General features: G+C 42.7%; 26 protein-coding genes and 1 pseudogene. 9 read left to right on the top strand and 18 right to left on the bottom strand.

Annotation, left to right across the window (positions count from 1 at the left end; genetic code table 11):
* Positions 1–44: 44 nt before the first annotated feature.
* A complete protein-coding gene (gene apbC / locus AXE82_RS10400) occupies positions 45–1,271 on the bottom strand; it encodes an iron-sulfur cluster carrier protein ApbC (RefSeq protein WP_062334454.1) in 1,227 nt (408 codons plus the stop codon).
* A 212-nt stretch (positions 1,272–1,483) separates the two neighbouring features.
* Here apbC and metG point away from each other — a divergent pair, with 212 nt between their 5' ends.
* A complete protein-coding gene (gene metG / locus AXE82_RS10395; protein WP_062334452.1) occupies positions 1,484–3,595 on the top strand; it encodes a methionine--tRNA ligase in 2,112 nt (703 codons plus the stop codon).
* Positions 3,596–3,723: 128 nt separating this feature from the next.
* On the opposite strand, the gene AXE82_RS12200 is transcribed toward metG, so the two are convergent.
* Entirely contained in the window at positions 3,724–3,885 is a 162-nt protein-coding gene (locus tag AXE82_RS12200; protein WP_156627569.1) for a hypothetical protein, read from the bottom strand.
* A 433-nt stretch (positions 3,886–4,318) separates the two neighbouring features.
* On the opposite strand from AXE82_RS12200, the pseudogene AXE82_RS12130 reads away from it, so the two are divergent.
* A pseudogene (locus tag AXE82_RS12130) lies at positions 4,319–4,453 on the top strand (ABC transporter substrate-binding protein); the annotation flags it as partial.
* Positions 4,454–4,551: 98 nt separating this feature from the next.
* Here the strand turns inward: AXE82_RS12130 and AXE82_RS10390 are convergent.
* Positions 4,552–5,073, bottom strand: coding sequence for a hypothetical protein (locus tag AXE82_RS10390; protein ID WP_062334450.1), 522 nt, complete (start codon positions 5,071–5,073; stop codon positions 4,552–4,554).
* A 509-nt stretch (positions 5,074–5,582) separates the two neighbouring features.
* Here AXE82_RS10390 and AXE82_RS10385 point away from each other — a divergent pair.
* The 4 genes from AXE82_RS10385 to AXE82_RS10370 all read left to right on the top strand — a co-directional run bounded on the left by AXE82_RS10385 (position 5,583) and on the right by AXE82_RS10370 (position 9,058).
* Positions 5,583–6,578 carry an ABC transporter substrate-binding protein gene (locus AXE82_RS10385; RefSeq protein WP_406946764.1) on the top strand — a complete coding sequence of 332 codons (996 nt, stop codon included), beginning with the start codon at positions 5,583–5,585 and terminating at the stop codon, positions 6,576–6,578.
* Between the two features lie 180 nt (positions 6,579–6,758).
* Entirely contained in the window at positions 6,759–7,664 is a 906-nt protein-coding gene (locus AXE82_RS10380) for an ABC transporter permease (protein WP_062334444.1), read from the top strand.
* A 67-nt stretch (positions 7,665–7,731) separates the two neighbouring features.
* Entirely contained in the window at positions 7,732–8,526 is a 795-nt protein-coding gene (locus tag AXE82_RS10375) for an ABC transporter ATP-binding protein (protein WP_036593505.1), read from the top strand.
* Between the two features lie 199 nt (positions 8,527–8,725).
* Positions 8,726–9,058, top strand: coding sequence for a hypothetical protein (locus AXE82_RS10370; RefSeq protein ID WP_007116343.1), 333 nt, complete (start codon positions 8,726–8,728; stop codon positions 9,056–9,058).
* A 58-nt stretch (positions 9,059–9,116) separates the two neighbouring features.
* On the opposite strand, the gene radA is transcribed toward AXE82_RS10370, so the two are convergent.
* The 12 genes from radA to AXE82_RS10310 form a co-directional block, all read right to left on the bottom strand.
* The gene (radA, locus tag AXE82_RS10365; RefSeq protein ID WP_062334441.1) at positions 9,117–10,514 is read right to left on the bottom strand and encodes a DNA repair protein RadA; all 1,398 of its coding nucleotides are present in this window, start codon (positions 10,512–10,514) and stop codon (positions 9,117–9,119) included.
* A 217-nt stretch (positions 10,515–10,731) separates the two neighbouring features.
* A complete protein-coding gene (locus AXE82_RS10360; protein WP_062334438.1) occupies positions 10,732–11,166 on the bottom strand; it encodes a PACE efflux transporter in 435 nt (144 codons plus the stop codon).
* A 37-nt stretch (positions 11,167–11,203) separates the two neighbouring features.
* Positions 11,204–11,947, bottom strand: coding sequence for an LPS export ABC transporter ATP-binding protein (lptB, locus tag AXE82_RS10355; protein WP_062334435.1), 744 nt, complete (start codon positions 11,945–11,947; stop codon positions 11,204–11,206).
* Between the two features lie 57 nt (positions 11,948–12,004).
* The gene (gene lptA, locus AXE82_RS10350) at positions 12,005–12,514 is read right to left on the bottom strand and encodes a lipopolysaccharide transport periplasmic protein LptA (RefSeq protein WP_115304596.1); all 510 of its coding nucleotides are present in this window, start codon (positions 12,512–12,514) and stop codon (positions 12,005–12,007) included.
* A 183-nt stretch (positions 12,515–12,697) separates the two neighbouring features.
* Complete coding sequence (gene lptC, locus AXE82_RS10345) at positions 12,698–13,270, bottom strand: LPS export ABC transporter periplasmic protein LptC (protein ID WP_062334964.1); 573 nt, start codon at positions 13,268–13,270, stop codon at positions 12,698–12,700.
* Between the two features lie 178 nt (positions 13,271–13,448).
* Entirely contained in the window at positions 13,449–13,973 is a 525-nt protein-coding gene (locus tag AXE82_RS10340; protein WP_062334430.1) for a KdsC family phosphatase, read from the bottom strand.
* A gap of 57 nt (positions 13,974–14,030) precedes the next feature.
* Positions 14,031–14,999: a KpsF/GutQ family sugar-phosphate isomerase gene (locus tag AXE82_RS10335; RefSeq protein WP_082741467.1), complete on the bottom strand. Its 969-nt coding sequence runs from the start codon at positions 14,997–14,999 to the stop codon at positions 14,031–14,033.
* Positions 15,000–15,297: 298 nt separating this feature from the next.
* The gene (gene hfq, locus AXE82_RS10330; RefSeq protein WP_062334424.1) at positions 15,298–15,840 is read right to left on the bottom strand and encodes an RNA chaperone Hfq; all 543 of its coding nucleotides are present in this window, start codon (positions 15,838–15,840) and stop codon (positions 15,298–15,300) included.
* 148 nt (positions 15,841–15,988) lie between these two features.
* On the bottom strand, positions 15,989–17,041 hold the full coding sequence (gene miaA, locus AXE82_RS10325) for a tRNA (adenosine(37)-N6)-dimethylallyltransferase MiaA (protein WP_062334421.1): 1,053 nt from the start codon (positions 17,039–17,041) through the stop codon (positions 15,989–15,991).
* A gap of 3 nt (positions 17,042–17,044) precedes the next feature.
* Positions 17,045–18,679 (bottom strand): DNA mismatch repair endonuclease MutL, encoded by a 1,635-nt coding sequence (gene mutL / locus AXE82_RS10320; protein WP_062334417.1) that lies wholly within the window; start codon positions 18,677–18,679, stop codon positions 17,045–17,047.
* Positions 18,672–19,109: a tRNA (adenosine(37)-N6)-threonylcarbamoyltransferase complex ATPase subunit type 1 TsaE gene (gene tsaE, locus AXE82_RS10315; RefSeq protein WP_062334962.1), complete on the bottom strand. Its 438-nt coding sequence runs from the start codon at positions 19,107–19,109 to the stop codon at positions 18,672–18,674. The genes mutL and tsaE overlap by 8 nt, the downstream gene beginning before the upstream one ends.
* A 75-nt stretch (positions 19,110–19,184) precedes the next feature.
* Complete coding sequence (locus AXE82_RS10310; RefSeq protein WP_062334414.1) at positions 19,185–19,778, bottom strand: 6-pyruvoyl trahydropterin synthase family protein; 594 nt, start codon at positions 19,776–19,778, stop codon at positions 19,185–19,187.
* A 335-nt stretch (positions 19,779–20,113) separates the two neighbouring features.
* Between AXE82_RS10310 and AXE82_RS10305 the strand changes: the two genes are divergently transcribed.
* The 3 genes from AXE82_RS10305 (at position 20,114) to AXE82_RS10295 (ending at position 23,767) form a co-directional block, all read left to right on the top strand.
* Positions 20,114–20,749, top strand: a complete 636-nt coding sequence (locus AXE82_RS10305; protein WP_062334411.1) for a response regulator — start codon at positions 20,114–20,116, stop codon at positions 20,747–20,749.
* Between the two features lie 3 nt (positions 20,750–20,752).
* Positions 20,753–22,396, top strand: coding sequence for a sensor histidine kinase (locus tag AXE82_RS10300; protein WP_062334408.1), 1,644 nt, complete (start codon positions 20,753–20,755; stop codon positions 22,394–22,396).
* A gap of 204 nt (positions 22,397–22,600) precedes the next feature.
* On the top strand, positions 22,601–23,767 hold the full coding sequence (locus AXE82_RS10295; protein ID WP_062334405.1) for a fatty acid desaturase: 1,167 nt from the start codon (positions 22,601–22,603) through the stop codon (positions 23,765–23,767).
* Positions 23,768–23,861: 94 nt separating this feature from the next.
* Here the strand turns inward: AXE82_RS10295 and AXE82_RS10290 are convergent, their stop codons facing one another.
* From AXE82_RS10290 to AXE82_RS10280, 3 genes are all read right to left on the bottom strand, one after another.
* A complete protein-coding gene (locus AXE82_RS10290) occupies positions 23,862–24,611 on the bottom strand; it encodes a histidine phosphatase family protein (protein ID WP_062334403.1) in 750 nt (249 codons plus the stop codon).
* Between the two features lie 68 nt (positions 24,612–24,679).
* A complete protein-coding gene (locus AXE82_RS10285) occupies positions 24,680–25,786 on the bottom strand; it encodes an RNA-guided endonuclease InsQ/TnpB family protein (RefSeq protein ID WP_062334400.1) in 1,107 nt (368 codons plus the stop codon).
* Positions 25,787–25,941: 155 nt separating this feature from the next.
* Positions 25,942–26,733: a metallophosphoesterase gene (locus AXE82_RS10280; RefSeq protein WP_062334399.1), complete on the bottom strand. Its 792-nt coding sequence runs from the start codon at positions 26,731–26,733 to the stop codon at positions 25,942–25,944.
* Between the last annotated feature and the right edge of the window lies 1 nt (position 26,734).

Raw genomic sequence — 26,734 nt, 5'->3', positions numbered from 1 at the left:
TTGTAATTTTTCAAATACGCTCGCATTGACTATCAGATTTCAATTTAGAAAATCCGATTATTATCATGCGGTTTGGCAAATTTTGCGATATTAGCTTCGATATTTTTAGCGATATTGAGATAATAGTCGGCAAATTCATCGCCTGCGCCTTGATTAGCAATGACGGACGGCTCTCCTTTATCGGCTTGCTCGCGGATGCCTTTTGCCAGTGGTAATTGCCCCAGCAGCGGCACTTTATACTGTGCTGCCATTTTCTCCCCGCCGCCTTCGCCAAAAATCGCTTCGGTATGCCCACAGCTGCTACAGGTATGTAGCGCCATATTTTCTACCACGCCGAGCACAGGGATATGGGTTTTGCGGAACATCTCAATGCCTTTTTGCGCATCTAGCAAGGCAATATGCTGCGGCGTGGTCACAATCACCGCACCGGTCACAGGAATACGCTGGGCAAGCGTCAACTGAATATCTCCCGTCCCAGGTGGCATATCAATCACCAAATAATCAAGATTTGGCCAGTTGGTTTGGTTGTAAAGCTGCATCAGTGCGCCTGTGGCTTTGGCACCGCGCCAAGCAATCGGGGTAGTGTCATCGCTCAACAAGCTACCAATAGATAGCATCGGCATGCCTTGCGCCGCAATCGGTACAAACTGCTCATGCTCAAGCTGCGGCTGCTGACCTGCCACGCCAAGCATACTTGGAATACTCGGGCCATAGATATCTGCATCGAGCACGCCCACGCGTTTGCCCAGTTTTTGCAGCGCCAAGGCGATATTCACTGTCGTAGTCGATTTGCCAACGCCGCCTTTACCCGAAGCCACCACAATAATATGCTCGATGCGTGGATGCGGTGTTAATTCTGCTTGGGTAGTGGCTTTTTTGGCAATCGCAGGTTCAGGGGTTTCTGTGACTAATTTGTCACTTTGTGGCGCGGCCTGAGTGACAGGTGGCATGGCATTGGTGGTTTTGGGTAGGGTTGAGCCACTGCCTTTGGTCGTAGGTTTTGGTGCAGTAGTGCTGTCAAACAAGGTAATATTCATATTTACTTCACTGACCCCATGGATATGCAGCTTTTGGCTCAAATCATGATGGATTTGTTCAGGATTGCAATCATCGGGCAAGCGCAAATCCAATGTCAGACTACTACCTTGCTGTTTAATCCCTTTGACATACTGGCGAATTGGCTGGTTATTGACGCGGTAGTCATCAAATAACTGATTAAGCGTGGACTCATCCACTGTCGCCACGGTTTTTGGTTTGATAAAGTTGAACATGATAGTTGCTTACCCCAATGTTGTTATTTTAACGATTTTAACCACTGTTAAGTGGGGTTTATTGCCAATTTTCACAGAGACAGATTGAACCTATCTGTATGAAAAGTAATTTTTCTTGTTTGATTGATGCCCATTGGTTGGGAAATGATGCGATTTAAGCTATCATACAGCAATAATAACGTTTTTTTAAACAAATCAATAACAGGTGTATTGTGAGAAAAATTTTAGTTACCAGCGCCCTGCCCTATGCCAATGGTCCGATTCATTTGGGGCATTTGGTTGAGTATATCCAAACCGATATTTGGGTACGCGCCATGAAATCACTGGGTCATCAAGTAACCTATGTGTGTGCCGATGACGCCCACGGCACAGCGATTATGCTTAAAGCAGAAGTCAACGGTGTCACCCCTGAAGAGCAAATTGCCGATGTCAAAGCCTCCCATGAAAAAGATTTTGCGGGATTTTTAATTGATTTTGACAACTACTACTCAACCCATAGCCCAGAAAATGAGCATTACTCACAGCTGATTTATAATCGCTTGTATGAAAACGGCCATATCTCGCATAAAGCAGTTGAACAGCTGTATGACCCAGAAAAAGGCTTGTTTTTGGCAGACCGTTTTGTCAAAGGCGAATGCCCAAAATGCGGCGCAAAAGACCAATACGGCGACAACTGCGAAGTCTGCGGCACCACCTACAATGCCACCGAACTCAAAAATCCTTACTCAACGCTTTCAGGTGCAACGCCTGTTTTGAAATCATCCATCCATTATTTCTTTAATCTGCCAAACTTTAGCGAATTTTTGCAAAATTGGACGCGTAAAGAAGGTCGCCTGCAGACCTCTATCGCCAACAAATTACAAGAATGGTTTGATGCAGGGCTTGCCAACTGGGATATTAGCCGCGATGCACCGTATTTTGGCTTTAAAATCCCAAATACCCCAGCCAATGAACCAGACAAGTATTTTTATGTGTGGCTCGATGCGCCTGTCGGTTATATGGCAAGTTTCAAAAACTTGTGTGACCAACAAGGTGCGAATTTAGGCTTAAATTTTGATGAGTATTGGTCAAAAGAAAATCATAACAACACCGAAATCTATCACTTTATCGGTAAAGATATTGTGTATTTCCATGCCCTGTTTTGGCCAGCCATGCTTGAAGGCGCAGGATTTAGAACCCCCACTGCCATCAACGCGCATGGCTTCTTGACCGTCAATGGCGAGAAAATGAGTAAATCTCGCGGCACCTTTATCAAAGCCGATACCTACTTACAAAACCTTGACCCTGAATACTTGCGTTACTACTTCGCTAGCAAATTATCAGCCAGTGTCGAAGATATCAATCTTGACCTCGAAGACTTTATGCAAAAAGTCAATTCAGACTTGGTGGGTAAAGTCGTCAATATTGCTAGCCGCTGTGCAGGGTTTATCCATAAAAATCATGGCAGTAAACTGGCACTGACGATTAGCGAGCCTGCTTTGGTGCAACAAATCATTGATGCGGGCGAAGACATCGCCGCCGCTTATGAAGCGCGCGAATTTAGCAAAGCTATGCGTCTGATTATGGCGTGCGCAGACAAAGCCAATGAGTACATCGATGACAAAAAACCGTGGGCACTCAACAAAATCGAAGGTCAACAAGCCGAAGTACAAGCGGTGTGTACCGTCGCGCTTAATATCTTCCGTCAATTGGTGGTTTATCTTGCACCCGTATTACCATTGATGTGTGAAAAAGCACGAATTTTTCTCAATGTTGACAGCCTAGACTTTGATAGCCGTCATGCGTTATTGGTCGGGCATACCATCAACGCCTTTACCCCATTGATGCAGCGTGTTGACAAAGATAAAGTGGCTGCGATGGTGGATAGCTCAAAAGAAGATTTAAACAAGCAGCCTGCTATCGCCAATCAACCAGCAACTGGACAATCTGGCGCGAGCAACACCAAAGCCGCCGCTAGCGAACAACCCACTGGCGATACAGCATTGATTGGTATCGATGACTTTGCCAAAGTCACCATGACCGTAGCAAAAGTGCTAGCCTGCACTAACGTGGAAGGTGCAGATAAATTGCTGCAATTTACCCTAGATGTGGGTGAGACAGATGCGCAGGGCAATGTGAAAACGCGCAATGTGTTTAGCGGTATCGCCAAATTTTATAACCCTGAACAATTGGTGGGCAAAACTGTGGTCTGCGTCACCAACCTTGCGCCACGAAAAATGAAGTTTGGTATTTCTGAAGGTATGATTTTATCGGCTGAGAAAGCCGGTCAATTGACGGTGGTTACTTTAGATGACCATATCCCTGCGGGCGCAACCCTTGCTTAATGGGCTTAACTGGGGTTAATAGCCATCATTTGAAACATTTTTGTCAAAATATAAAAAAACCGCTGATAATCACCAGCGGTTTTTTTATTAAGCTATCCTAAATATCAAAAATCGATAATGTCGCACGATTAGCGTTTGCCTTTACTCACGCTGATGCGAACGGGTATAGATTTTCGATTGGCTCTAACGGGATTAGCTGCCTTATTGTATTGGCAATAATGGGGTGCTTCAGCCGAAGGTAGAATAGCACCAACTACTAATACGCCTGCCATCAAGTTTGATGAGTTCATATAGCCTCCTTGTTGAGTTAGTGTACGATGATTCCATCTGTGAATCATTTACCTTTACTAAGCACAGACATGTTTAACTTAATCAACGCTGCAACGAATCGTTTAAAAAAGATAAATAATGCTGCGAGTAGAAGCCCTATTCTAAAAGATATCGAAAGATTTTCATACCATTTTATTATGACAATTTCATGAAATATTCAATAATATTTATACTTTATGTTTCAACTAAGGACTTTATGTAATTAAGCATACGCATATATCGGTATTCATGACAGGTTTTGTTAACAAGCTACTGTTTATCAAAGAATTTATAAAACCTTTTACGCCATAAAAACTTAGCCATAGCGGCAAACTTTTATTTATGTTATAGCAAACTAGTACATTGAAATTATACTCGACTCACAAAACAAGTTTGATTATTGGGGAATACTAACCCGAAGTGATGAACCAATTAACCTTATACGTGAGCCCAAAACACGCCCAAGCACAAGGCTTAACACTAAATCCTGAACTACTAAAAGGTGCCATTAACGTTGATACCACACCCGAGCAAAAAATTGACAAATAATCGCTATGATTAAATAAGAAAAAACCCGCCTAATTAAATAGACGGGGTGTTCAAACTGGGCAGTGAAATGATGCGCTACTTAAAGCACATTTAAAAATTTAAAGCACATTTATAATAACACGTGTCGCTTCAATGACATCAAGTACGCGGTTGTCAACACGTAAGCGCACTTCACCTGGACGCGGGCGACTGATAACCTTTGCCTGACGATAAGCATTGTTATTTAACACATAGACATTACGGTCATTATATTGCTTGACTGTGTAATAACGATTGTCTAGTTTTTTTGCCCAGCCTAGTGGTACCGCTTTACCACGTGCAACATTTTTTTGCAGACCTGGAGGCAATTGGCGATACTGCTCGTGGGTTAGGTAGCGACCACTGCGACTATCGTAGTATCGATTATCGCCTCTGTCGTGCTCTCTATCATGGTTTGGGTTATAGCGTTGGTTTTCTTTGCGCTCATCTTTATAGTGTTTTTGTTGCTGTTTCTGATGCTGTGTCCAAGTTCTAGCTTGTTTATCTTGACCTTTACCATGACCAGGATCTGCAAAAACAGCGGGTGAAGCCATGAATGAGCCCGCTAAAAATAAGCTAGTTAATAACGTCGATTTTTTCATTGTTATACACCTTTATCTATACCTTTATAATATGTTCGCTGGATAAGTAATTTTGTATGAAACTATAGCATGAAATTAAAATGTAACTTAATATGACAATGGTGTGGTAATTTTCTTTCTACTAAAAAACAATGCGCCACTGCTTATTACTTAGTTTATGACTTAGCGAATTATTATTAAAAAATGATACATTAGCGAAATTAGGCGGATTGTTATGTTATCGGAATTTATCATATAAAGCCTTTTTAACCCGTGACCCAAAGCTTTAAACGTGGTTGGCAAACTTGCCTGATACATATATAACGCTATGCGACTGCAAAATTAGCTGATAAAATGTAAATAATGTTTAACAATGCTGTATGATATTGTTATTAAAGTGTAAGATTTTCTTGTTTAAGATTTACCTTTTTAATCGTTACCCTATGGATGGGTTTTTGGAGTGATATATGTTGAACGCTACATTTGGTGTTTCTCGTTTGACCAAAGCAATGATGCTAGGTGGAATTTGTATGGCAAGCCTGATGGGTTGTAGCCAATCTAACAATAAAACAGCTGATGCAAGCACAGCAAGTGCAACGACAGCGGCGTCAGGCGATACCAAGTCTGTTGCTATCACAGCAATCGTTGAGCACCCAGCATTAGATGCCGTTCGTCAAGGTGTGATTGAAGAGCTTGGTAACGAAGGCTTTAAGGAAGGTCAAAACCTAAAAGTAAATTTCCAATCAGCCCAAGGCAATACGGCGACTGCCGGTCAGATTGCCAAACAATTTGCCGCGGATAAACCCGATGCCATCGTTGCCATTTCCACCCCATCGGCGCAATCCGTCATTGCAGCGACCAACTCAATTCCTGTCATTTTCTCTGCAGTTACCGACCCGGTCCAAGCGAAACTGATAAAATCTTGGGAAGCCTCTGGCACCAACGTGACAGGCGCATCAGACATGTTGCCACTTGAGCCACAGATTGAGCTGATGAAAAAAGTGGTACCAAATCTCAAATCCGTCGGCTATGTATACAGCCCAGGGGAAGTCAACTCAACTGTGGTACTCAAAGCGCTTGAAGCAAAATTTAAACCGATGGGCATTAGCATCGTTGCAGCACCTGCACAGCGCACTACCGATATTCCCCAAGCGGCTCGTGGTCTACAAGGTAAAGTTCAGCTCATCTATACCTCACTTGACAACAACGTGGTATCCGCCTATGAGTCGCTTTACCAAGCAGCTAAAGAAATCAAAGTGCCCCTAGTGGCGTCTGATACTGACTCCGTTGCCCGTGGTGCAGTCGCGGCGATGGGTATCAACTACAAAGACTTGGGCATCGAAACAGGTAAAATCGTTGGACGCGTCCTAAAAGGCGAAAAACCAGGTACCATCAAGCCTATCACGATGAATAAGCTTGACTTATACCTTAGCCCAAAACACGCGCAAGAAGTTGGCATTACGCTGCCACAAGATTTAATTAGTCAGGCAGCCCAAGTAGAGCCTGCGCCAAAAGCTAAACAATAAATCATTCGTTAATGTTAGCTGTTTTAATGTGATTGCAAATTTAATTGCCCAGTGGCAACTAAAGTTTCAAAGCGCGTATTTGTACTTTAGTCGCATTACGCTTAATGCCACTTGGTTTACCTTAACACCTGACTGCTTGTTAAACTAACAAGCGGTCTTTACTTTTTTGTGTGAACAGTTATGTCGTTACTTGCTTTATTTGGTGCCCTAGAAAGTGGTCTAATCTATGCGTTAGTGGCTTTGGGCGTATATATTTCATTTCGGGTGTTAGATTTTCCAGATTTGACCGCGGATGGTAGTTTTCCCTTAGGCGGTGCTGTCGCAGGCGTGGCAATCATCGCGGATGTCAACCCTTGGCTTGCTTGTATCTTTGGTATGCTTGCTGGCGGTGTTGCAGGTTTGGTAACGGCTTGGCTACATGTCAAACTTGGTATTTTACAGCTACTCTCAAGTATTTTAGTGATGGTCGCGCTGTATGCGGTCAATTTGCGTATTATGCAAGCGCCAAACTTGGCATTGCTCGGTGAGCCAACGATATTTGACGAACTGGTGACGGATAGTAACGGCTATTGGATGCGCTGTGTGGTGATTGGTGGTGTGGTGATTGCTGCCAAGTTTTTCTTGGATTGGTTCTTTAGCACTGAGATGGGCTTGGCGATGCGAGCAACGGGCTCTAACCTTAGAATGTCACAAGCACAAGGGATTGCTACCTCTCGAAGTATCTTGCTTGGAATGGCGATTTCTAACGGGCTGATTGCGCTTGCCGGTGCAATTTTTGTGCAAACCCAAGGCGGTGCCGATATTTCCATTGGTGTTGGTACCATTGTGATTGGTCTTGCCGCTGTTATCATTGGTGAAACCATCCTCCCTGCCAAAAAAATGCGGTGGATTACCCTATCTGCTATTGTCGGGGCGATTCTTTATAAATTCTTTATCCAAATTGCGTTGTCAAATGATACCTTACGTGCGATTGGTTTTGGTCCTCAAGATGTTAACTTAGTCACTGCACTGCTGGTGGTGATTGCTTTAATCCTACCAAAAATCAAATCAAAAATTTTAAGCAATCGCCATAAGCATGCCGCTTAACTTGGTATCAAAGAGTTGATTTTAACTTTGGCACTTAACAACTTATAAAGCAAAAGGACAATGCCTTATGATGAACGCAGACAACCTACGATTGACCTTCAATCCTGGTACGCCCATTGAAAACCCTGCCTTACGTGGTATCAGCCTGCGTATTGAGGCGGGTGAATTTGTCACGGTCATTGGTACCAACGGCGCAGGTAAGTCGACGTTTTTAAATGCCGTCGCTGGCACGATTCGGGTCGATAGCGGCAAAATTACCTTAAACAATATTGACGTGACCAAAAAATCCGCCCACCAGCGGGCACACTGGGTAGCACGCGTTTTTCAAGACCCAATGGCAGGTACTTGTGAAGCCTTAACCATTGAAGAAAACATGGCACTTGCTTACAAGCGTGGCGAATCGCGTTTTTTAAAAGGCGCATTGAATCACAAAAACCGTGAAATTTTCCGTGAAAAACTGGCGATTTTAAAATTAGGGTTAGAGAATCGACTCACTGACCGTATGGGTTTATTATCAGGCGGGCAACGACAAGCGGTTAGCCTATTAATGGCGTCCCTGCAGCCGTCAAAAATTTTATTACTCGATGAACACACGGCTGCCCTTGACCCAAAAACCGCCGCTTTCGTCTTGGAACTGACCGATAAAATTGTCCAAGAAAACAATCTCACCACCATGATGGTCACTCACTCCATGCAGCAAGCGCTCAATCACGGCACGCGCACCGTCATGCTACACCAAGGGCAAGTGGTACTAGACGTATCAGGTGATGAACGCAAAGGCATGACTGTTCATGATTTACTCAATATGTTTGAACGCACCCGCGGCGAAGTGGTAGAAGATGACAGCTTAATTTTGAGCTAATTAGCTTTGCGCAATTAAATACGATGGGTTAAATGCGTGCTAATGGTTAACAAGATGAAGATGGATAACATAAGTTATCCATTTTTTTACACACAGTGATAGATTAATTCTTCATAATAACAGTTGATAAGTAAGCAGTGACAATACTGCTATTTTCTCTAAATGTTAATTATAAAAAACATTACACTTTGAGGTCACTATGTTTGATTTAAAATCACTTGTTACTAAAGCTGTCGAAGACAAAACGTTAAATGTCAATGAATACATCTTTATGCCAGAGCGCGTAGATATGATGGTAAAAGATGGACGGCTAAGCTGTGTACTAAACACCAATGGTAAAGTCGATTTTATTTACCATAAAAGCGGTATCACCGAAGTGCGTTCAGGTCTACGTAAAAGCCCGTTTACCTCGTTTCGCAATGAACTTCACTATGGGGTGTATGATGATGTGGTGGATGAAGTGATTGAAGCGGTTGAAAAAATCATTGGCAGTCAATCCAAATACTTTAACTTTGCCGCAGATGCAGAATAAACAAGTCAATCATAAAAAAGCTGAAATGTTACTTTTCAGCTTTTTTTATGTCTTTTATTTATAGATAATTAAAGGCGCTATCAATCGCATCATCTAATCGCTCAACTGCAATGATTTTGAGACCTTGATATTGCTCTAATTGCGTTTTGGGGGCATTGGCTTTGGGTACAATTGCATGAGTAAAGCCATGTTTCACCGCTTCTTTTAGACGTTCTTGACCATTGGGCACAGGTCTGATTTCACCCGATAAGCCCACTTCACCAAATACTGCTAGAGTATAAGGCAAAGGCTTTTCTTTAATACTAGAGGCACAGGCTAATAACACCGCCAAATCTGAGCCGGTTTCAAGTACCTTGACCCCGCCTACCACATTGACATACACATCTTGCCCATTGGTTTGGATACCGCCATGACGGTGCATGACTGCCAGCAACATGGCTAAGCGCTGATAATCTAAACCTAATGCCATGCGCCTAGGTTGTCCTTGCGATTCATCGACCAGCGCTTGTACTTCAACCAGTAGCGGTCTGGTACCTTCACGGCTAACCATGACCACTGAGCCTGCAATCGGTTTATCATAGCGACTTAAAAATATCGCCGATGGATTTGCCACTTCTTTGAGTCCTGTATCCGTCATGGCAAAAATCCCCAGCTCGTTGACGGCACCAAAACGATTTTTCACCGCACGAATCATTCGAAAACGGCTGTCCGACTGCCCTTCAAAATACAGTACCGCATCCACCATATGTTCTAGCACGCGAGGGCCTGCCAGCGCCCCTTCTTTGGTCACATGTCCGACCAAAAATAACGCGGTACCCGTTTGCTTAGCATAGCGCGTCAGAATCGCCGCTGATTCACGAATTTGACTGACACCACCTGGCGCGGATTGGATGACTTCGGTAAACAAAGTCTGAATTGAGTCAATGATGGCGACGGCTGGTTGCTCTTGGGTCAAGGCTTGGCAGATCATTTCAACATTGGTTTCTGCCAATACTTTTAAGTTGTTATTGGGTAGCCCCAAACGACTAGCCCGCATCGCCACCTGTGACAACGATTCTTCACCGGTAATGTACAGCGCACTGCCGGCGAGGCTTTGGTTTTCTGCCATATGAATCGCCGTCTGTAGCAAGATAGTAGATTTGCCAATACCCGGATCACCCCCAATCAGCACCACAGAACCTGCCACTAAGCCACCGCCCAACACCCTATCAAACTCACCAACACCCGTTGGTAGCCTAGTATCGAGTGACATGGGCACGGCATTAAGTGGCATGACGCTCGATTGTTCGCCCGCGTAGTTGCTGGCTTTTTTGGTGACGGGTTTATGATGTGGCATGCTGACTGTCGGCGCTTCGACAAGGCTATTCCAGGCGCCACATTCGGCACACTGTCCCGACCATTTACCGAAGTTTGCGCCACATTGCTGGCACACATAGGATAATTTTGATTTTGCCATAGATTCCAATTTACAAAGAAAAATTTAAAAATAAAGAAACCTTAAAAATAAAGAAACCTTAAAAATAAAGAAAATTTAAAAATAAAAAACTTAAAGGGTATTGTTGGTGGTGAGAGGGATAAACTATGCGATGAAATTAATACGATAAAATTAATACGATAAAATTAGGGATAGCAAGCTACGTTTGACGCACCAGTTTTGACACGCAAGATTGCTGTTATTTGCGACTATATTTATGGGCGACTAGGTCATAAATCCAGTAAAAAATAAACCCATATACCAAAATAAGTAAGGTCAACGAAATATCGAGCATAAACGCTTGCCACAATCCAATATTCATCACCCACATAACCAGTGGTAAGGTAAAGCCCAACAAGCCGCCTTCAAACCCCACTATATGCAGTACCCGTAGCCATAGCGGTCGAGCCAGTTTTTCACCGGTAAAAAATTTATCAAACAGTAAGTTATAAATAAATGTCCAAATCATGGCGATGAGCGAAATGCCAATCAGCAGCGCCAATATACTTGAGTTATGCTGAGATTCACTACTCGTAAAGCCAAAAAAGCTGAGTAATTTTACCCAGCCTAATGATAGCAGTATGGCGATTGTCTCAAATAAAATCGCTTGCCAGATGCGTGCTTTGGTGGTCATAGGTTTTGCCTTGAACAATCTTACTAAACCCTGCTTGCTAGACCGTGAAGTTTTCACCCAAGTAGACCTTACGTACCAACTCATTGTCTAAAATATGCGCTGGCGTGCCTGCCGCAATAATTTGTCCTTCACTGACAATATAAGCATGTTCACAGATAGCCAAAGTCTCACGCACGTTGTGATCGGTGATGAGCACGCCGATGCCGCGCTGTTTGAGCTTAATAATCACCTCTTTGATATCGCCTACCGAAATCGGGTCGACTCCCGCAAAAGGCTCGTCAAGCAAAATAAACTTGGGATTTGAGGCAAGGCTGCGGGCAATCTCACAGCGTCTGCGCTCACCACCAGACACGCTCATTCCTAATGAGTGGCGCACATGACCCAAATTAAATTCCCCAATCAGCTGCTCAAGTTGCTGCTGCTGCCCCGCTTTATCCAAATCTGTGCGAGTCTGCAAAATCGATAAAATATTTTCTTCAACGGTTAATTTGCGAAAAATTGACGCTTCTTGTGGTAAGTAGCCAATGCCTGATGCGGCGCGCTCGTGCATGGACAATGCCGACAAATCCCGATTGCCGAGCTGTATTTGCCCTTTGTCCATATTGACCAGGCCGACGACCATATAAAAGCTGGTAGTCTTACCCGCCCCATTTGGACCGAGTAACCCAACCACTTGCCCTTGTTCTACCGAAAAAGACACGTCTTTAACCACCCAACGCTTGCCATAGCGTTTGGCAAGGTGCTGCATGATCAGAGACTGGTTGGATTGCGGTTGCGACATAATAAATCCTAGAACTAAACAATGGCAATGAACAAAGCGAAAGCAAGTTAAACAATACTAGCGATTGCGAACGCCAACACGGTTGCTCGCTTGTGGCGGAAATACCAGCTCAACACGTTGGTTATTCCCTGCTTTTGCCTCAATATCACCCACTTTCAGACTGTAATGGATAACATTGCCAGAAAAACTACCGCCATTTTGGGTCAAGCGCGCATTACCCGTGAGGGTGACGAGCCCTGTTTTGACGTTGTAATCAATTCGATTTGCCTGACCTTTCGCCAAACCCTTCTCTTGTGTCACAATTTGTTGGATAGTGGCAGGACGCCCGGTTGCGACTGCACTTTCAATAGCACGGGTTGGCGTCAAATTGACGGTTAAATTATCCGCAGCCATTTTGAGCGTGCCTTGGGTAATGGTAACGTTGCCTGTATAGCTTGTCACCCCAGAGCGCTCACTGTACGTCGCTTTATCTGCCAACAACCGAATCGGCTCATTGGCGTCTGATGGCAGGGCGTTTGCCACGTTCGATGCCGCAAGCATGCCAGCAACTAACACACCGCCAGCCATTATTAATTGTCGAGTCTTCACCACAATCATGTTAAACCTTTTATATAAAAATTTTAAAATCAACAATATAGATTAAATTAGCACCGAAGTTAAAGATTTTTGATACTCACTTAAGTCCCGTCAACATCGCAACTGAGTTGCTGTCTTAACAGTAGCCACTCTACTCCATAGAGATAGGGTTAGCTACTGTGCAGGTTGAATCATCACACTCACTTGTCCAAAACCGTAATCACCCGTTGCCAAGTCACCACTAAATTGTTTGGCATCAAACCGATTATTCCCATGGATAAAGGTAAGCGGTTCATTAGTCATTACTGTATTATTGACCAAATCACCGACAAAGTTGTTACCTATCATTTTAACCGGCAAATTCGACATACTGGTATTTTGGGTGAGCAACGGAACGCTGGTTAAGGTCACGTTACCTATCAGTTTGGCAATCTGCTTATTTTCATCCAATTGCGCTTGGTCAGCCACTAAAGTTACTTCACGCTCGTTTTTTGGACGGATAACAATCTGCGGTTTGGACATCACGGCGGTTTTGGCATTTTGGTAATGGGTTACCTGCGCCGCTGTTAACTGATAGCCGATACTACCTGTTTCGGTCGTTTGTAGCGCTTTAATTTGCTCTGCTTGGTAATCAATATCGGTCGGTTTAAGTGACACTTGGGTCAAGCGAGCATCGTTTTGCGCATAAAAATAGGCCGATACGATAATAAATAATAAGCCTAAAATAAATAGCGTTTTTGTTGACACGATTGCCACCTAACATTGCCAAAAAATTTGATAAAAAAGCACGTTACCACACTAAGCCGCATACGCAAATCACTTAAAACAAATTGCTTAAACTAAATCACTTAAACTAAACCACTTTCAAAAAAAATCACTTAGAACAAATCCCTTAGCATAAATCCCTTAAACCAAGTTATATGACCTAAACCACATAACTGGCCAAAATATCATCGTAATGACCCGTTGCTTTTAAAATCAAATCACATAACTCACGAACTGCCCCTTCTCCGCCTGAGCGCGTGGTAACCATGTCGACCCGTTTGATGACTTCGCCATTAGCATTTGCCACGGCTACAGCAAATCCGACGGATTGCAAGGCTTTGATATCTGGCCAATCATCACCGATATAAGCACATTCTGCTAGCGAGATACCAATCTTAGCTAACAATTCATTGAGCGCCGTCAATTTGTCTTCCCGCCCTTGCACTAGATGGGTAATTTTTAATTCTTTGGCGCGATGCGTGACAATGGCGCTAGTGCGACCCGTTATAATGGCAGTTTGAATACCTGCTTGGTGAATACGCTGAATACCAAAGCCATCTTGAACATTAAAGCCTTTGGTTTCAACACTGTTGGCATCATAGATAATTTTTCCATCGGACAATACACCATCCACATCCATGACCAATAGTTTAACGTTTTTTGCTTTAGTGAGCAGACTTTGCATGACCTTATCCTTATTATTGTAAGCCTAGTTACTTTAAAAGTAGTTATTTTAAGCCTATTAATTCACACCCGCATGTAGTAGCTCATGCAAGGTCAAAATACCCGCTAAAGTCTTATCATCATTAATGATTAATAGCTGATTTATCTTTTGTTCATTCATTAAGGTGAGCGCATCAGACGCACGCATATCAGGATTGACGGACTTTGGATTGGTTGACATCACCTGACTAATCGGCGTATCAAGCCCCAATTGGCGCGCTAAGCTACGGCGCAAGTCACCATCGGTAAATACGCCCACGACTTGATTGTTCGCATTGGTAATCACCGTCATCCCCAGTCTACCACCCGTCATGCTAAACAAGGCTTCGTTAAGCGTCGAATGCTCATCAATGGTTGGCAGGTTATTTACATGCATTAAGTCTTTTACTTGAGTTAATAATTTGCGACCCAATGCCCCTGCAGGGTGTGATAAAGCAAAATCTTCTGAGGTAAAATGCTTACTATGCACCAACGCCACCGCTAACGCATCTCCTAACGCCAAAGTAGCGGTGGTACTTGATGTCGGTGCCAAACCAAGGGGACAAGCTTCTTCAGACGCCCCTAAAGTCAACGCCACATCGGCAGATCTTGGCAAAATACCGCGTTTGTCGCGGCTGATACTAATGAGCGGAATGCCCAGTTTTTTTACCACGGGCAGTAACGTGCGGATTTCATCTGACTCCCCTGAATTCGAGATGCCAATTAACACATCGCCTTTGACCAACATACCTAGGTCGCCATGACCTGCTTCACCAGGGTGCATAAAAAAAGACGGCGTTCCCGTTGAGGCAAAAGTCGCTGCAATTTTGCGACCAATAAGCCCTGACTTACCCATGCCTGTCACCACCACACGCCCCTGACAGTTTTCAATCAAATGGCAAGCGGTCACAAATCGTTCATCTAGCTGTTCAATCAGCAAATCTAAAGCATGTTGTTCTGTTTTGATAGCGTCTTTGGCATGCTTTAAATAATCAACCGATGCATCCAAGATAATTCCTCACTAATTTTTCAAAATCACTTTTTGTGCGCTTAATCGCTCAGCCATCAGCAACCTTAAAAGCTAAAATTTAAAATTTTTCAAACTGTATCATAGCGTAATTTCAGCCAATATTCACGGGATAAGTCGGAAAATACATATTTTGACAACATTTCATCGAGTTTATATTAACAATCTAGGCATTGCTAAATCAGTTCCAAATAAACTATAAAAGACAAGTTATAAAAGCTATAAAAAATGGCGAACACTGAGAGGGTTCGCCACGTAATATCATGTTTGGAATTTAAAATTAAAACTTGTCTTCGCCATTACCGTTTGCATCATCGTCAAAATTAGCATCGTCTTTGGTAGGCTCGAAATTCATATTGTCATAGCCGCTATCAAAACCACGGTCAGCAAAACCACTGCGATCATACGGTGCTTGGGCAAACCCTGTACGCTCGTGCGAATAGCCACGTGGGTCATTGTCATAACCACCATCAAAGCCGCGGTCACCAAAGCCCCCACGATTAGCAAACCCTGTGCGATTTGCGCCATAGCCCTGTGGTTCAAAACCGCCTGTTTGACCAAAGCCCAGTTGGCTAGATTGGCCGTATCCACTTGCCCCTGGCATTGGCGTGGCTGAACGGGGATTACGGGCAGGTACTACCGTTGAAATGGCGTGTTTGTAGACCATTTGACTGACGGTGTTTTTGAGTAATACCACATATTGATCGAAAGATTCGATTTGACCTTGAAGTTTGATGCCATTGACTAAAAAAATAGACACTGGAATACGGTCTTTACGTAAAGAGTTTAAGAAAGGGTCTTGTAGTGTTTGACCTTTTGACATAGGTTTCTCCCAGAAATAAACAGAAAGTTGGTTAAATTATTATATTTTTAAACGAATTTTTAATTATACCTTATTAGCTTAATATGGATTGTCGAATCACCATATTAGATAAGCACTCAAATAGTATCACCCAAGCATGTCACTGCTGTTAACTTGTTTTTATTAGCAAATTTCTTGCTTGATCAATAGTTGCCAAGGGTCTGATATCAAAACGCTCAACCAATTGTTGTGTGCTAACCAGCTTACGCATCCATGTATATTGGCGTTTTGCTAACTGTCTTGTAGCATATAATGCCTCATTTTGCATAGTTTGTCTATAATCTTGAATTGGGGAGCTGTGCGTGTTTAGTAAAAAACGCGCCACATCATCATGAAAATTTTCTTCATTATTATCATATGTAAACAATGTTGTATTTTGTATTTTTTCTAAAAAATCCCAAGCTTGCCGGTAGCCAACGCAGCGCATGGATGGCAGATCAGTCGTGAGGTGATACTGTTGTCGCAGGTCAATTACTTCCTGCAAAAAGCCTTGTTGCCACATGATATCTAACCGAAGTGCGATGCGCTTGTGTAACCAATCACGATCTGGCATCACGGCTAAAATTTGCCAACGCTGATGTGGATTGTCGGCTAACGCCCTAGCGGGCTGATTCTGCCAAGCACTTAATGGCTTACCTGTTTGTAGATAGATTTCGACCGCTCTGCCAATTCTTTGGGTGTCTGTGATTTTGAGTTGCTTAGCAAGGATGGGATCTACCTGGGTTAAATAAGCATGCAGCTGTTCAATCCCCTGCTCAGCAATCAGTTGGGTGACTTGTTGGCGAGTCGCTGGCAAGGTTGCTGGGATATCATTGATACCTTGAATCAATGCCATATAGTACATCATCGTTCCACCCACCAGTACAGGTGTTTTATTTTGCTGATGAGCAAGATTGATATGATAGTCCACATCGTTGACAAACTGCGCAACGCTGTAGCTTTGCTCAGGACTGATGATGTCAACAAGCGCATGCGGATAGTTTGCCAATTCTTCACGTGTCGGTTTGGCAGTACCGATATTCATATCCCGATAAATCAAGGCAGAATCTACCGAAATAAGACGATATTTGCCTGTTTCGTAGAGTTCATACGCCAATGCTGTCTTGCCGCTGGCAGTAGGTGCTATAAGGCAAATCACGTCTTGTTTATCGGCTGTTATCATAGCTTATTCTGGAGATGACTGGGGATTAGGTAAATGCGACAGCAGCCATTGTAGCATGTCAGTTTCACTGACTCGAATGGCATTATCGGCAATGTGGGTAAAATCAGCTTGATTCAAATAAGATTGAACATACGCTTTATCATAACTGTCTATATGATGGTCTTGTAAATCAATCAGATAAAAATATCCTTGCCAAAAAATTAAAGCAAAAGTTTGATGCTGTCTTTCAAATTCATGCTTGTTTTCAAATTCATGCTTGTTTTCAAATTCATGCTTGTTTTCAAATTCATGCTTGTTTTCAAATTCATGCTTGTTTTCAAATAAGGTTACTAGCTGTATAGAGTCGCTATCCGTTAACCTATCAACCGCACCCTTTCTTGCCACCTGATAATTCGACTGATTTTCGGTAACGTGAGTTATGTGATTGGTGGGTTTGTCATTAGAATTTATATACTGAATGGATGCAGCTTCACTCTCAGGTAAATTTTGAAATTTATCGACGTTACTGTCATCAGTATTTGTCAAGCAAGTTTGCTGTTGCAGGGTTTTTAACGCAGCCATTTTGGACTGCAATTGCTCTAACATATGCTGAGACAACCAAGCTAATATATTAGTCAATGGTTGGATTTTGACTTGTTGTTTACTTGGGTGAATATTGACATTTATCCACTCGGCAGGCAGCTCAAAAGACAACGCATAGCCCATTTGTAGTGAATTATCCATGCCAATACCCAGCTTGTGACCCACTTTTTGTATGGCTTGGCTAATCGCCAAATCACTGACCAAACGATGATTGATATAAATAAGTTTTGGCAGATTATTCTTATGGGCGATAAAAAACCACCCCGTGACTTGGGCATTTAAATTTTCTGTCTGTGCCTGTAAACCTTGCAGCGATAAATAAAATGGCTGTGCAATGTCAGCCAATGGCAAATTTAACGCTTGTTCAAGTCGTGCCAAACTAAAAGCGGGCAAAAAAGGCAATGCAGCACCCTCTAAATTTTGGTGAGGGGCTTTGGCTGACTGCGTTAAGCTAAAACGCAATTTGTCTTGATGATATAATTCAATCTGCACATCGGCAAAACTAATCGCTAATCGTTGCACGACTTGTTCTATATGGGCAAATTCTGTGGCGATACTTTTTAGGTGCGAGCGTCTGCCTGGCACATTGAAATACAAATCGCGAACGCTGACACACGTGCCGCGATGTTTTACGACAGGACGAATAGTAGCTTGGCTTACCTCACTACCGCTCACGCTCAGCTGCTGCCCTATCCCGCTGTCATTGTGACTACTGGTTAATGTCAGATGCGATATCGCTGCAATGCTCGCTAGTGCCTCGCCGCGAAAGCCTAAACTATGAATACCAACCAACTCGCTGACATTAGCAAGTTTACTGGTGGCATGGCGAGTGACGGCAAGCGTCATGTCATCAGGATGAATTCCCATGCCGTTGTCACTAATTTGAATCAACCCAAGCCCGCCTTGTTCGATATCGATTCGAATATGAGTAGCGTTGGCATCGATCGCATTTTCAATCAGTTCTTTGACCACAGAAGCAGGACGCGTCACTACCTCGCCAGCGGCGATTTGGTTGATAAGCAGTGGGGATAATTTATGAATACGGTTGTCAGGCAAAACTTATCGTCACTTTTCGTTGTTCGTCATCCAGGCGTTTGATATCAAGGGTTGCATTGGGCGGCGTCAAATAGCCTGCTGCACGACTCGCCCATTCAATAATGACCAAACTATTTGGCTCATCTTGATATTCATAAAAACCGATAAATTCCAATTCTTCAGGATCATTGAGGCGGTATAAATCGGCATGGTAAACTGGCTTAATTGTACCATCGTCCTGCATAATACGATAAGGTTCAACCAGGGTAAAAGTCGGACTTTTTACTGCGCCTGTATGACCCATTGCCTGTAGCCAATAGCGGGTAAGCGTGGTCTTGCCCGCACCCAAATCACCCGACAGCCAAACGCTACCGGTCACATTCATTTCGGCAAGCTCTTTGGCTAAGGCTTGGGTGTCGGTTTCGGATTTTAAAATAATGGTTTTATTCATGTCGATTTTCCCAGCCTGCCCCATGTTTGTCCTGAATCAAAAATCGTTACAACAACCCCGTCAGATAACAACAGCTTAGTCAACTTGTAAAACCACTGTCGGATTGACAAATTTTTCGCCTTTTTTTAATTTGTCATACATCAAGGGGTCATGCCATTCGGCTTTTACTTGCTCGCTAAATTCAAAATCCCCCAGCGTCAACGCGCCCATTTGGGCATTATCGACATCGTCTTCAAAGCATTGGGCATAACCTGTGGCTGTTTCGTGGGCGATGACGGAATACACTTTGACATCGGTTTCACCGTTTTGCATTTGGGTTTGTTTTAAGATTTCTCTTGCCCAAAAAAATACCACGCGGCTAAACTGCTCTGCCGAGGGCGAAACAGGCAAACTAATCCAGCGCGCGCTAAATTTTTTGCAGGCGTCAATATAGTCAGGGTCATCTTTATCCCAAAAACAAATAGCATGGTCAAAACTATCAATGATATCTTTGATCGATGATTTTAACAGCCCAAAATCGTACACCATTTGCCCGTGATCGAGGCGGTGCGCTTCTAAAATCAGCTCGATTTGGTAACTATGCCCATGAATCGAGTACTTGCAGCGATCGGAGCTACAATTGCGCACGATATGGGCATTTTCAAATTTAAACAGCTTTCTAATTCTCATAATGGGATTCGCATTTTTTTAGCAGTAATAAAGGTTTGAATGCTGGCTATTATAAAGCTATTGGACAAGTTAAGCGAATTTTCGTCATATGCGCAAATTTGCCTACCTAAATTTACCCATAACATAAATAAAAAATCTCGTCACATTTAAGATAGTAACTCACGTCTTAAATCGCTAACTGTGCTAATATAAAAACTTGGGGATAGACAGTTATTATTGAAAAATGAGTTTTTTTAGCTGACTCTTTTTTATATAAAGTTTTGTTGATACAAAACTTTGTTGGCATAAAGATAAGCAAAGATAAGCAAAGATAAGCGCGGTGGAGATAAAAAATAATGATTAGAGTATTGGTGGTTGACGATCATGATTTAGTCCGAATGGGCATCGTACGGATGCTGTCAGATAGCCCTGAGATTGATGTGATTGGTGAGGCTGCTGATGGTGAAACCGCGATTATCAAAACCAAACAATTAAAACCTGATGTGGTGTTACTTGATGTCAATATGCCTACCATTGGCGGCTTAGAAGTCACCAAGCGCTTGCTGCAAACCGATAAAAATACCAAGATTTTGGCGGTCAGCTCTTTGGTTCAGCAGCCCTACCCATCCATGCTCATCAAAGCAGGGGTGAGTGGCTATATCACCAAAGGAACACCGCTTGATGAGATGATTAAAGGCATCAAAAAAGTCCACCAAGGCGGGCGTTATTTTAGCGCCGATGTTGCCGAGCAGCTTGCTGATATTTTATTCACTGACAATTCAGAGTCGCCATTTGATGCGCTAAGTGAGCGAGAAATGCAGGTGGCGATGATGGTGGTCAATTGCAAAAGTCCACAGCAAATCGCCGATCAGTTGTTTGTAAGTGTCAAAACAGTCAATACCTACCGCTATCGTATTTTTGAAAAGCTTAATATCGACAGTGATGTCAAACTTACCCATTTGGCTATGCGCCACGGTTTAATTCAACCCTAAACCATGATTACCAATCCTGCGTTTTCATCGCTATTTGACAAGCCAAACACCCACGATAAAACCAAAAAAATCGGTAACGTCTACAATGGTTACCGCGTTATTATTGCTATCTTTTTTTCCTTTAGTTTTATGTTGGCACTAAAAAATGCCCAGCATGACTATTGGATATTAATTAATCTTTTCCCCACTTTTTTTTATTTTTTCTTTAGTATTGCTTTATTTATTTTGTATTACTTTTATCCCAAAAATCCGCTGTTGATGGTCGGGCTAACTGTCGATGCGCTGGTACTCACTACCTTGTTGTATTTTAGCGGTGGTAATGATTTACAAGTAATTTTGCTGTTTTTGGTGCAAGTTGCCGCATCTTTTATGTTGGTGCGCTCCAACCAAGCTATTTTGCTGACTATTTTTGCCATCACGCTGGTTATTTATCAGCAGTTTTATCAAACCCTAAAAAGCGATGTTAACTACGCGCTAGTCAACAACGTGGCTTCGATGGCAATTAGCTTTATCGGGGTGGCTTATTTAAGTTATACGTTATCCAAACGGCTTAAACAAATTGAGCAGCTCTCTGAGCGCCAAGTCAATGAAGTCAACGCGCTAAATGCCATCAACAATAAAATCGTGCAAATCATTGACCAAGGCGTGGTGGTAGTATCCCACGATTTAGAAATTTTTATCGCCAATGATACCGCAATCGAGCAACTACATCTGCCAAAGACACTTGATAATTTTAAATTGCCAGATATTTCCCCCATATTAGCCGCAAGACTTGCACCCATCATCCAAGAGCCTGAAGCAACTTTAATAGTGCGGCTCGATGCACCAACCACTCGTACACCTTTAGCCGTTGGCATTGAGCCTAATAATCAAAGTTTTAATGACTTGCGACTTCGAATTACCCAATTAAGACAGCAATATGCCATTATTTTTATTGAAGATTTACGCCATGAGTTTAGCCGTGCACAGCAGCTAAAACTTGCGTCACTAGGGCAGTTATCCGCCAGTATTGCCCATGAGATTCGTAACCCACTGGCAACCATTAGCCAAGCCAGTCAATTATTAATGGAGGAAATTAATGAGGCTGACAGCGGCTTATCGGGTGACAATATCCTGCTATATGAGATGATTTATCACCAAACCATTCGGGTCAATAAAATCATCGAAGATGTGCTGAAATTATCTCGTCAGCAGCGCCCTAATTTTGTTTATATTGAACCCAAAACTTGGCTAAACGATTTTATACAACAAAACTTTAGCGGCCATGATATTTTTCTGCACTGCCGTACGGATAAAGGCTTTATGTTTGATAACCATCAGCTAGCACAGATTTTGGTCAACCTCATCAATAACGGGCTGCGTTTTAGTAGCAAAACCCAGCCTCATGCTTTTGTCACCCTTGACGTGTATGAATTTGGCAAATCTATTCATATCGATGTAATAGACACAGGTCACGGCGTTGCCAAAGAAAATATTGAGTATTTATTTAATCCGTTTTTTACCACTGATAATCAGGGCACGGGTCTGGGACTTTATTTGTCGCAGGCCTTTTGTCAGGCTAATTATGCCAATCTAGAATATGTGCCAAGCGAGGGGCAAACTTGCTTTCGGATTATTTGTCAAACCAAAACTTTACCGTCTGTCTAAAATATCTTTTTAGCTAAAATTTTTAATTGAATTTTTTAGCTAAAGCATTCATATTACAGTAAGTTTATCGATATCAATTTAGCAAAATTGTCGGGAATTTGAGTGTATATGTGTTCACTTTTCTCCATTTTTTCAGTACAATATAGCGCAAATGATTAAAAAAATACATGTCGTATTTTGATCATCCTCAGGACATTTATCTCTATGGCACAACCTAAATCTTTTGAAAACGCGCCCATCAATTGGATCCCTGCGTTTGTCTTAATTAGCACGCCTTTGGCGGCTTTATTGATTGTACCTTATTACTTGTGGACACATAGCGTCAGTTGGCAAGTTTGGGCAATTTTCGCATTCTTTATGGCTTGGAATGGGTTAAGTATTACCGTTGGTTATCACCGTTTATGGTCACATCGTACTTACCAAGCACATCCAATTGTCAAATGGTTCTTTCTGATTGGCGGCACCTTAGCTGTTCAGGGCTCAGTATTTGACTGGTGTGCAGGACACCGTTTGCACCACCGCCACGTCGATGATATCTATCAAGACCCCTACTCTGCCAAGCGTGGCTTTTGGTTCTCACATATCGGGTGGATGCTCAAAAACTACCCAAGCGGCCACTATGACTACAAAAATATCCCAGATTTAAAAGCCGATCCTGTATTAGTGGCGCAAGATAAATATTATGCCCTGTGGATTTTATTAGCCAATATTGGCTTGCCAGCGCTGTTTGGTTGGATGGTGGGTGATGTTGTAGGTACCTTAGTACTCGCAGGGCTACTGCGCTTGGTGTTAAGCCATCATTTTACTTTCTTTATCAATTCACTTTGCCACATGTTTGGTACCCGTCCTTATACCGATACCAACACCGCGCGTGATAATCCGATTCTGGCGATTTTCACTTGGGGCGAAGGCTATCATAACTACCATCACTTTTTCCAATACGACTATCGCAATGGGGTAAAATGGTGGCAATATGACCCTAGCAAATGGATTATTTATGGCTTATCAAAAATCGGTTTGACTTGGGATTTAAAACGTGTCCCAGACGTTACCATTCAGCATGCACAAACAGAAATGGCATTCAAACGTGCTGAGAAAAAAGTTGCGACTTTTTCAGGGAATTTAACCAGCGATTTCCAAGCGATAAAAGATCGTTTAAACAGTGAACAACAGGCCTTTAAGCAAACGATTGCAGAATGGCAAGCGTTAAAAACGCAAGCCATTGAGATGAAAAAAAATGAGTTTGCTCAGCGTATTCATGAGGTAGATGATAAGCTAAAAGACCAGTTTAGTAGTATTGAGGATAAACTTCGCAATCATGCGCAGCAAATTGAAAATTTGGTTAATCATTTAAAAGGTAAACATGTTTGATTAATAGCTCAACATGTTTGAAGGTTGACTGTGTCATAAAAAAGGTAGGATAAAGTCCTACCTTTTTTATTGCTATAGTTTTGCTGGTTATCGATTAGTCTTTTAACGAATAAGAGGTTGAAAATGGGTCTAACAATTCAATCAATCGGCGGTCATAGCACTGCCCGCGCCAAATAAAATGTACTTTTGCCTCACTAAAGGGTTTATCATCAAACCACAAAAACACCCCTTCCATCATTTTTGGCCAGTCATCCCAGCTAATTTCACCCACGCCCATCATCACCGCTAAAAACGCTGACAATAGCGTATCATGACTAACCGCCAGTAATAAATGTCCGTGCTTTGGCTGATGCTGAAATAAAAGCGCTAATAAATCCAAACCGCCTTTATGTGGCGCCTTAATCCCTGCCATGTCGCCCGCCAAAAAACGATTGATAAAATTGAGCGCACCAATTTGTTTGAATACTTTACTCACTTCTTCATGGTCAACGACCAAACTACCTGGCTCTACCAACAGCGATTGGTGCGACACATTTCTAGAGATACCGGCCCCTGCTTGCATTAAAATCGCGGTATCAATACAACGTTGTATTGGGCTACTGATGCTATCTACATCCATCGAGTAATCTAAGTTGGCAGCCAACCAACGCCCCCAAGACTCCGCCAACACTCTACCTTTTGGTGTCAGTGGTAAGGCATAACTGGCAAAGCCATTTTTATCTGACATTTCGCGCAATGAATGGCGGGTAAATAGTATTAGTCGCTCATGTTTCGGCAGTAGCTTGACCGAGTCAATCATACTGGGCGGTAAATGAGCAGGATTGGTGTTGATTGAATTAGACATTTAACTACGCATTCCTTATATCTTTTTATCTTTGCACCATAAATTGATACTTTGACTTCCTCCCCTCCCTATCGTTCGGGGATTCCTTCTACAAGACGGTCAAGCCCGACCGCAAGAATGTTCTTACTGGCATTGATATCTCTATCATGCCATGTGCCACACTTCGCACAAGTCCATTCTCTTATTCGCAAGCCTGCTCTACCTTTCGGACTATTGCGGTCAATTTGACCGCAACACGAGCAAGTTTGGGTAGTGTATCGCTCTGATACGATTTCAAAACGACAACCTGCGTTCTCGCATTTATAGGTCAATTGTCGTTTAAGCTCAAACCAACCTGCATCATATACCGATTTGGCGAGTTTGCCTTTTTTACTGTTAAATTGGGTGGTTTTTACATCACCAACCACGATTAGGGCATTGTCCTTGACTAATTGGGTGGTGAATTTATGTATCAGGTCTTGGCGTGTATGTTTGATTTTGGCATGAATCGCTTTGACACGTTGTTTGTTTTTAGCTCGTTGAGCAATGGCTAAATCTTTGGCATATTTGAGCGTTTGCTTGATGGTGAGTTTGTCACCGCTTGAGGTAGTGGCACTGTCTTTAAGCCCTAAGTCAATGCCTACGCTACCCGTTCCGCATTGTGTCTTGGGGTATTCTTTGACGGTAATACAGGCATACCAATGACTGCGTGCGTCTTGCACAATCTCGCATGTGTTGATTTGGTATAGGCTAAGGTTATAGCTGTCCCATAGGTCGATGATTAGCTTTTGTCCTTTGGCTAAACTAAGCTGTAAGGTGGATTTTAAGCCTTTTTTACCAATTTGGTGCGTGGTAATGTGCTTAATAGCCGATTGTTTGAATGGTAGCCAACCTAAGCTTTTACGCTTAGAGCTTGGGTTGTTGGTTCGCCAGTTTAGTTTGGCTTTTTTGAATTGGCGACGCGATTTGGCGTGGGTTTCATTGATTGCCTGAATAGTCTGACTGTGTAAGCCTAGCAGTTCACCACTGCCTTTGGTATATTCGTTTAAATCATACGCACTAAAGAATTTGCCAGTACGCTTAAGATGCTCATAGCTTAACGCATTAACGTAGTTCCATACGAAATTAACCAAACCACTTAGGCGGTTAAGCTTTGCTGTGTGTTTATCTCGTATGCGTAGCTTGAGTGTTTTCATGCAAATTATTTTAGCAAAATTTATGCAAGCGTTATAGTGTACAAGTTGCCTTATATCCACCGCCTAAAGGCGGTGGTTTTACGGCAACGGATGATAAATTGATAAGGTCAAAAATTTAAGCGATTAAATGGGATGTTTCTGTGAAAACGTGCCAATCATACCATGACTTCAATGACTTTATGCCAGTCAAAAATTATCCCGGTACTACTGATTTCATTGGGGTAGGCTCTGGGATTGACAATAACACGTGTATGACCTTGCTGATAATCAAAGGCTTCATGGGTATGTCCATGCAGCCAAATATCAGGCGCAAAATCGCGCTGTAACCATTCGCTCAAATCAACGACAAATCCCGCATTACTGGGAAAATTGGCATATTTTGGCGCGATAGATAATGGGCTGATACTATGATGTGTCATGACCACGGTGGGCATATCATCTTTTTGGCTTTGTTTTAAGGCGTTTTGCAACCATGCCCTCTGCCGCTCATGAATAGCTACAGTATCTTGGGGCGTTAACAGTCGGTTATCATAATAAATCTCGCGATAATCGCGCATAAACTGCTGAGCAATCTCTAACGTATTTTCTTGTGGTTGATAGTGATAATCCGTCCAAAGCGTTGTACCAATAATTCTGACACCCATAAATTCAACGCTCGTGCATTGTAAAAAATGCACTTGCGTATCTTGCGTCAATGCCTTTATTTGGGCATCTAAATCGAGAATATTATGACCAAAATACTCATGATTGCCCACAATCACAAAAATTGGTTTCTCAAGTCGCTTTGATTCGCCAATGAGCCATTCGATGCCCAAAAGCCCATTGGATGTGTCGCCCGCTACTAAAATAGCATCGGCATTTGTGTAAGGGATTTCACCAATGGGCAAATCCCTTCTTGCATAGCTATCAATATGTAAATCACTTAACACTTGAAAACGTACTGGCATA

The sequence above is a fragment of the Moraxella osloensis genome (assembly GCF_001553955.1).
GTDB classification, from domain to species: Bacteria; Pseudomonadota; Gammaproteobacteria; order Pseudomonadales; family Moraxellaceae; genus Faucicola; species Faucicola osloensis.
Note: the sequence above shows the minus strand (reverse complement) of the source record. Positions and strands in the feature narration are given on the sequence as shown.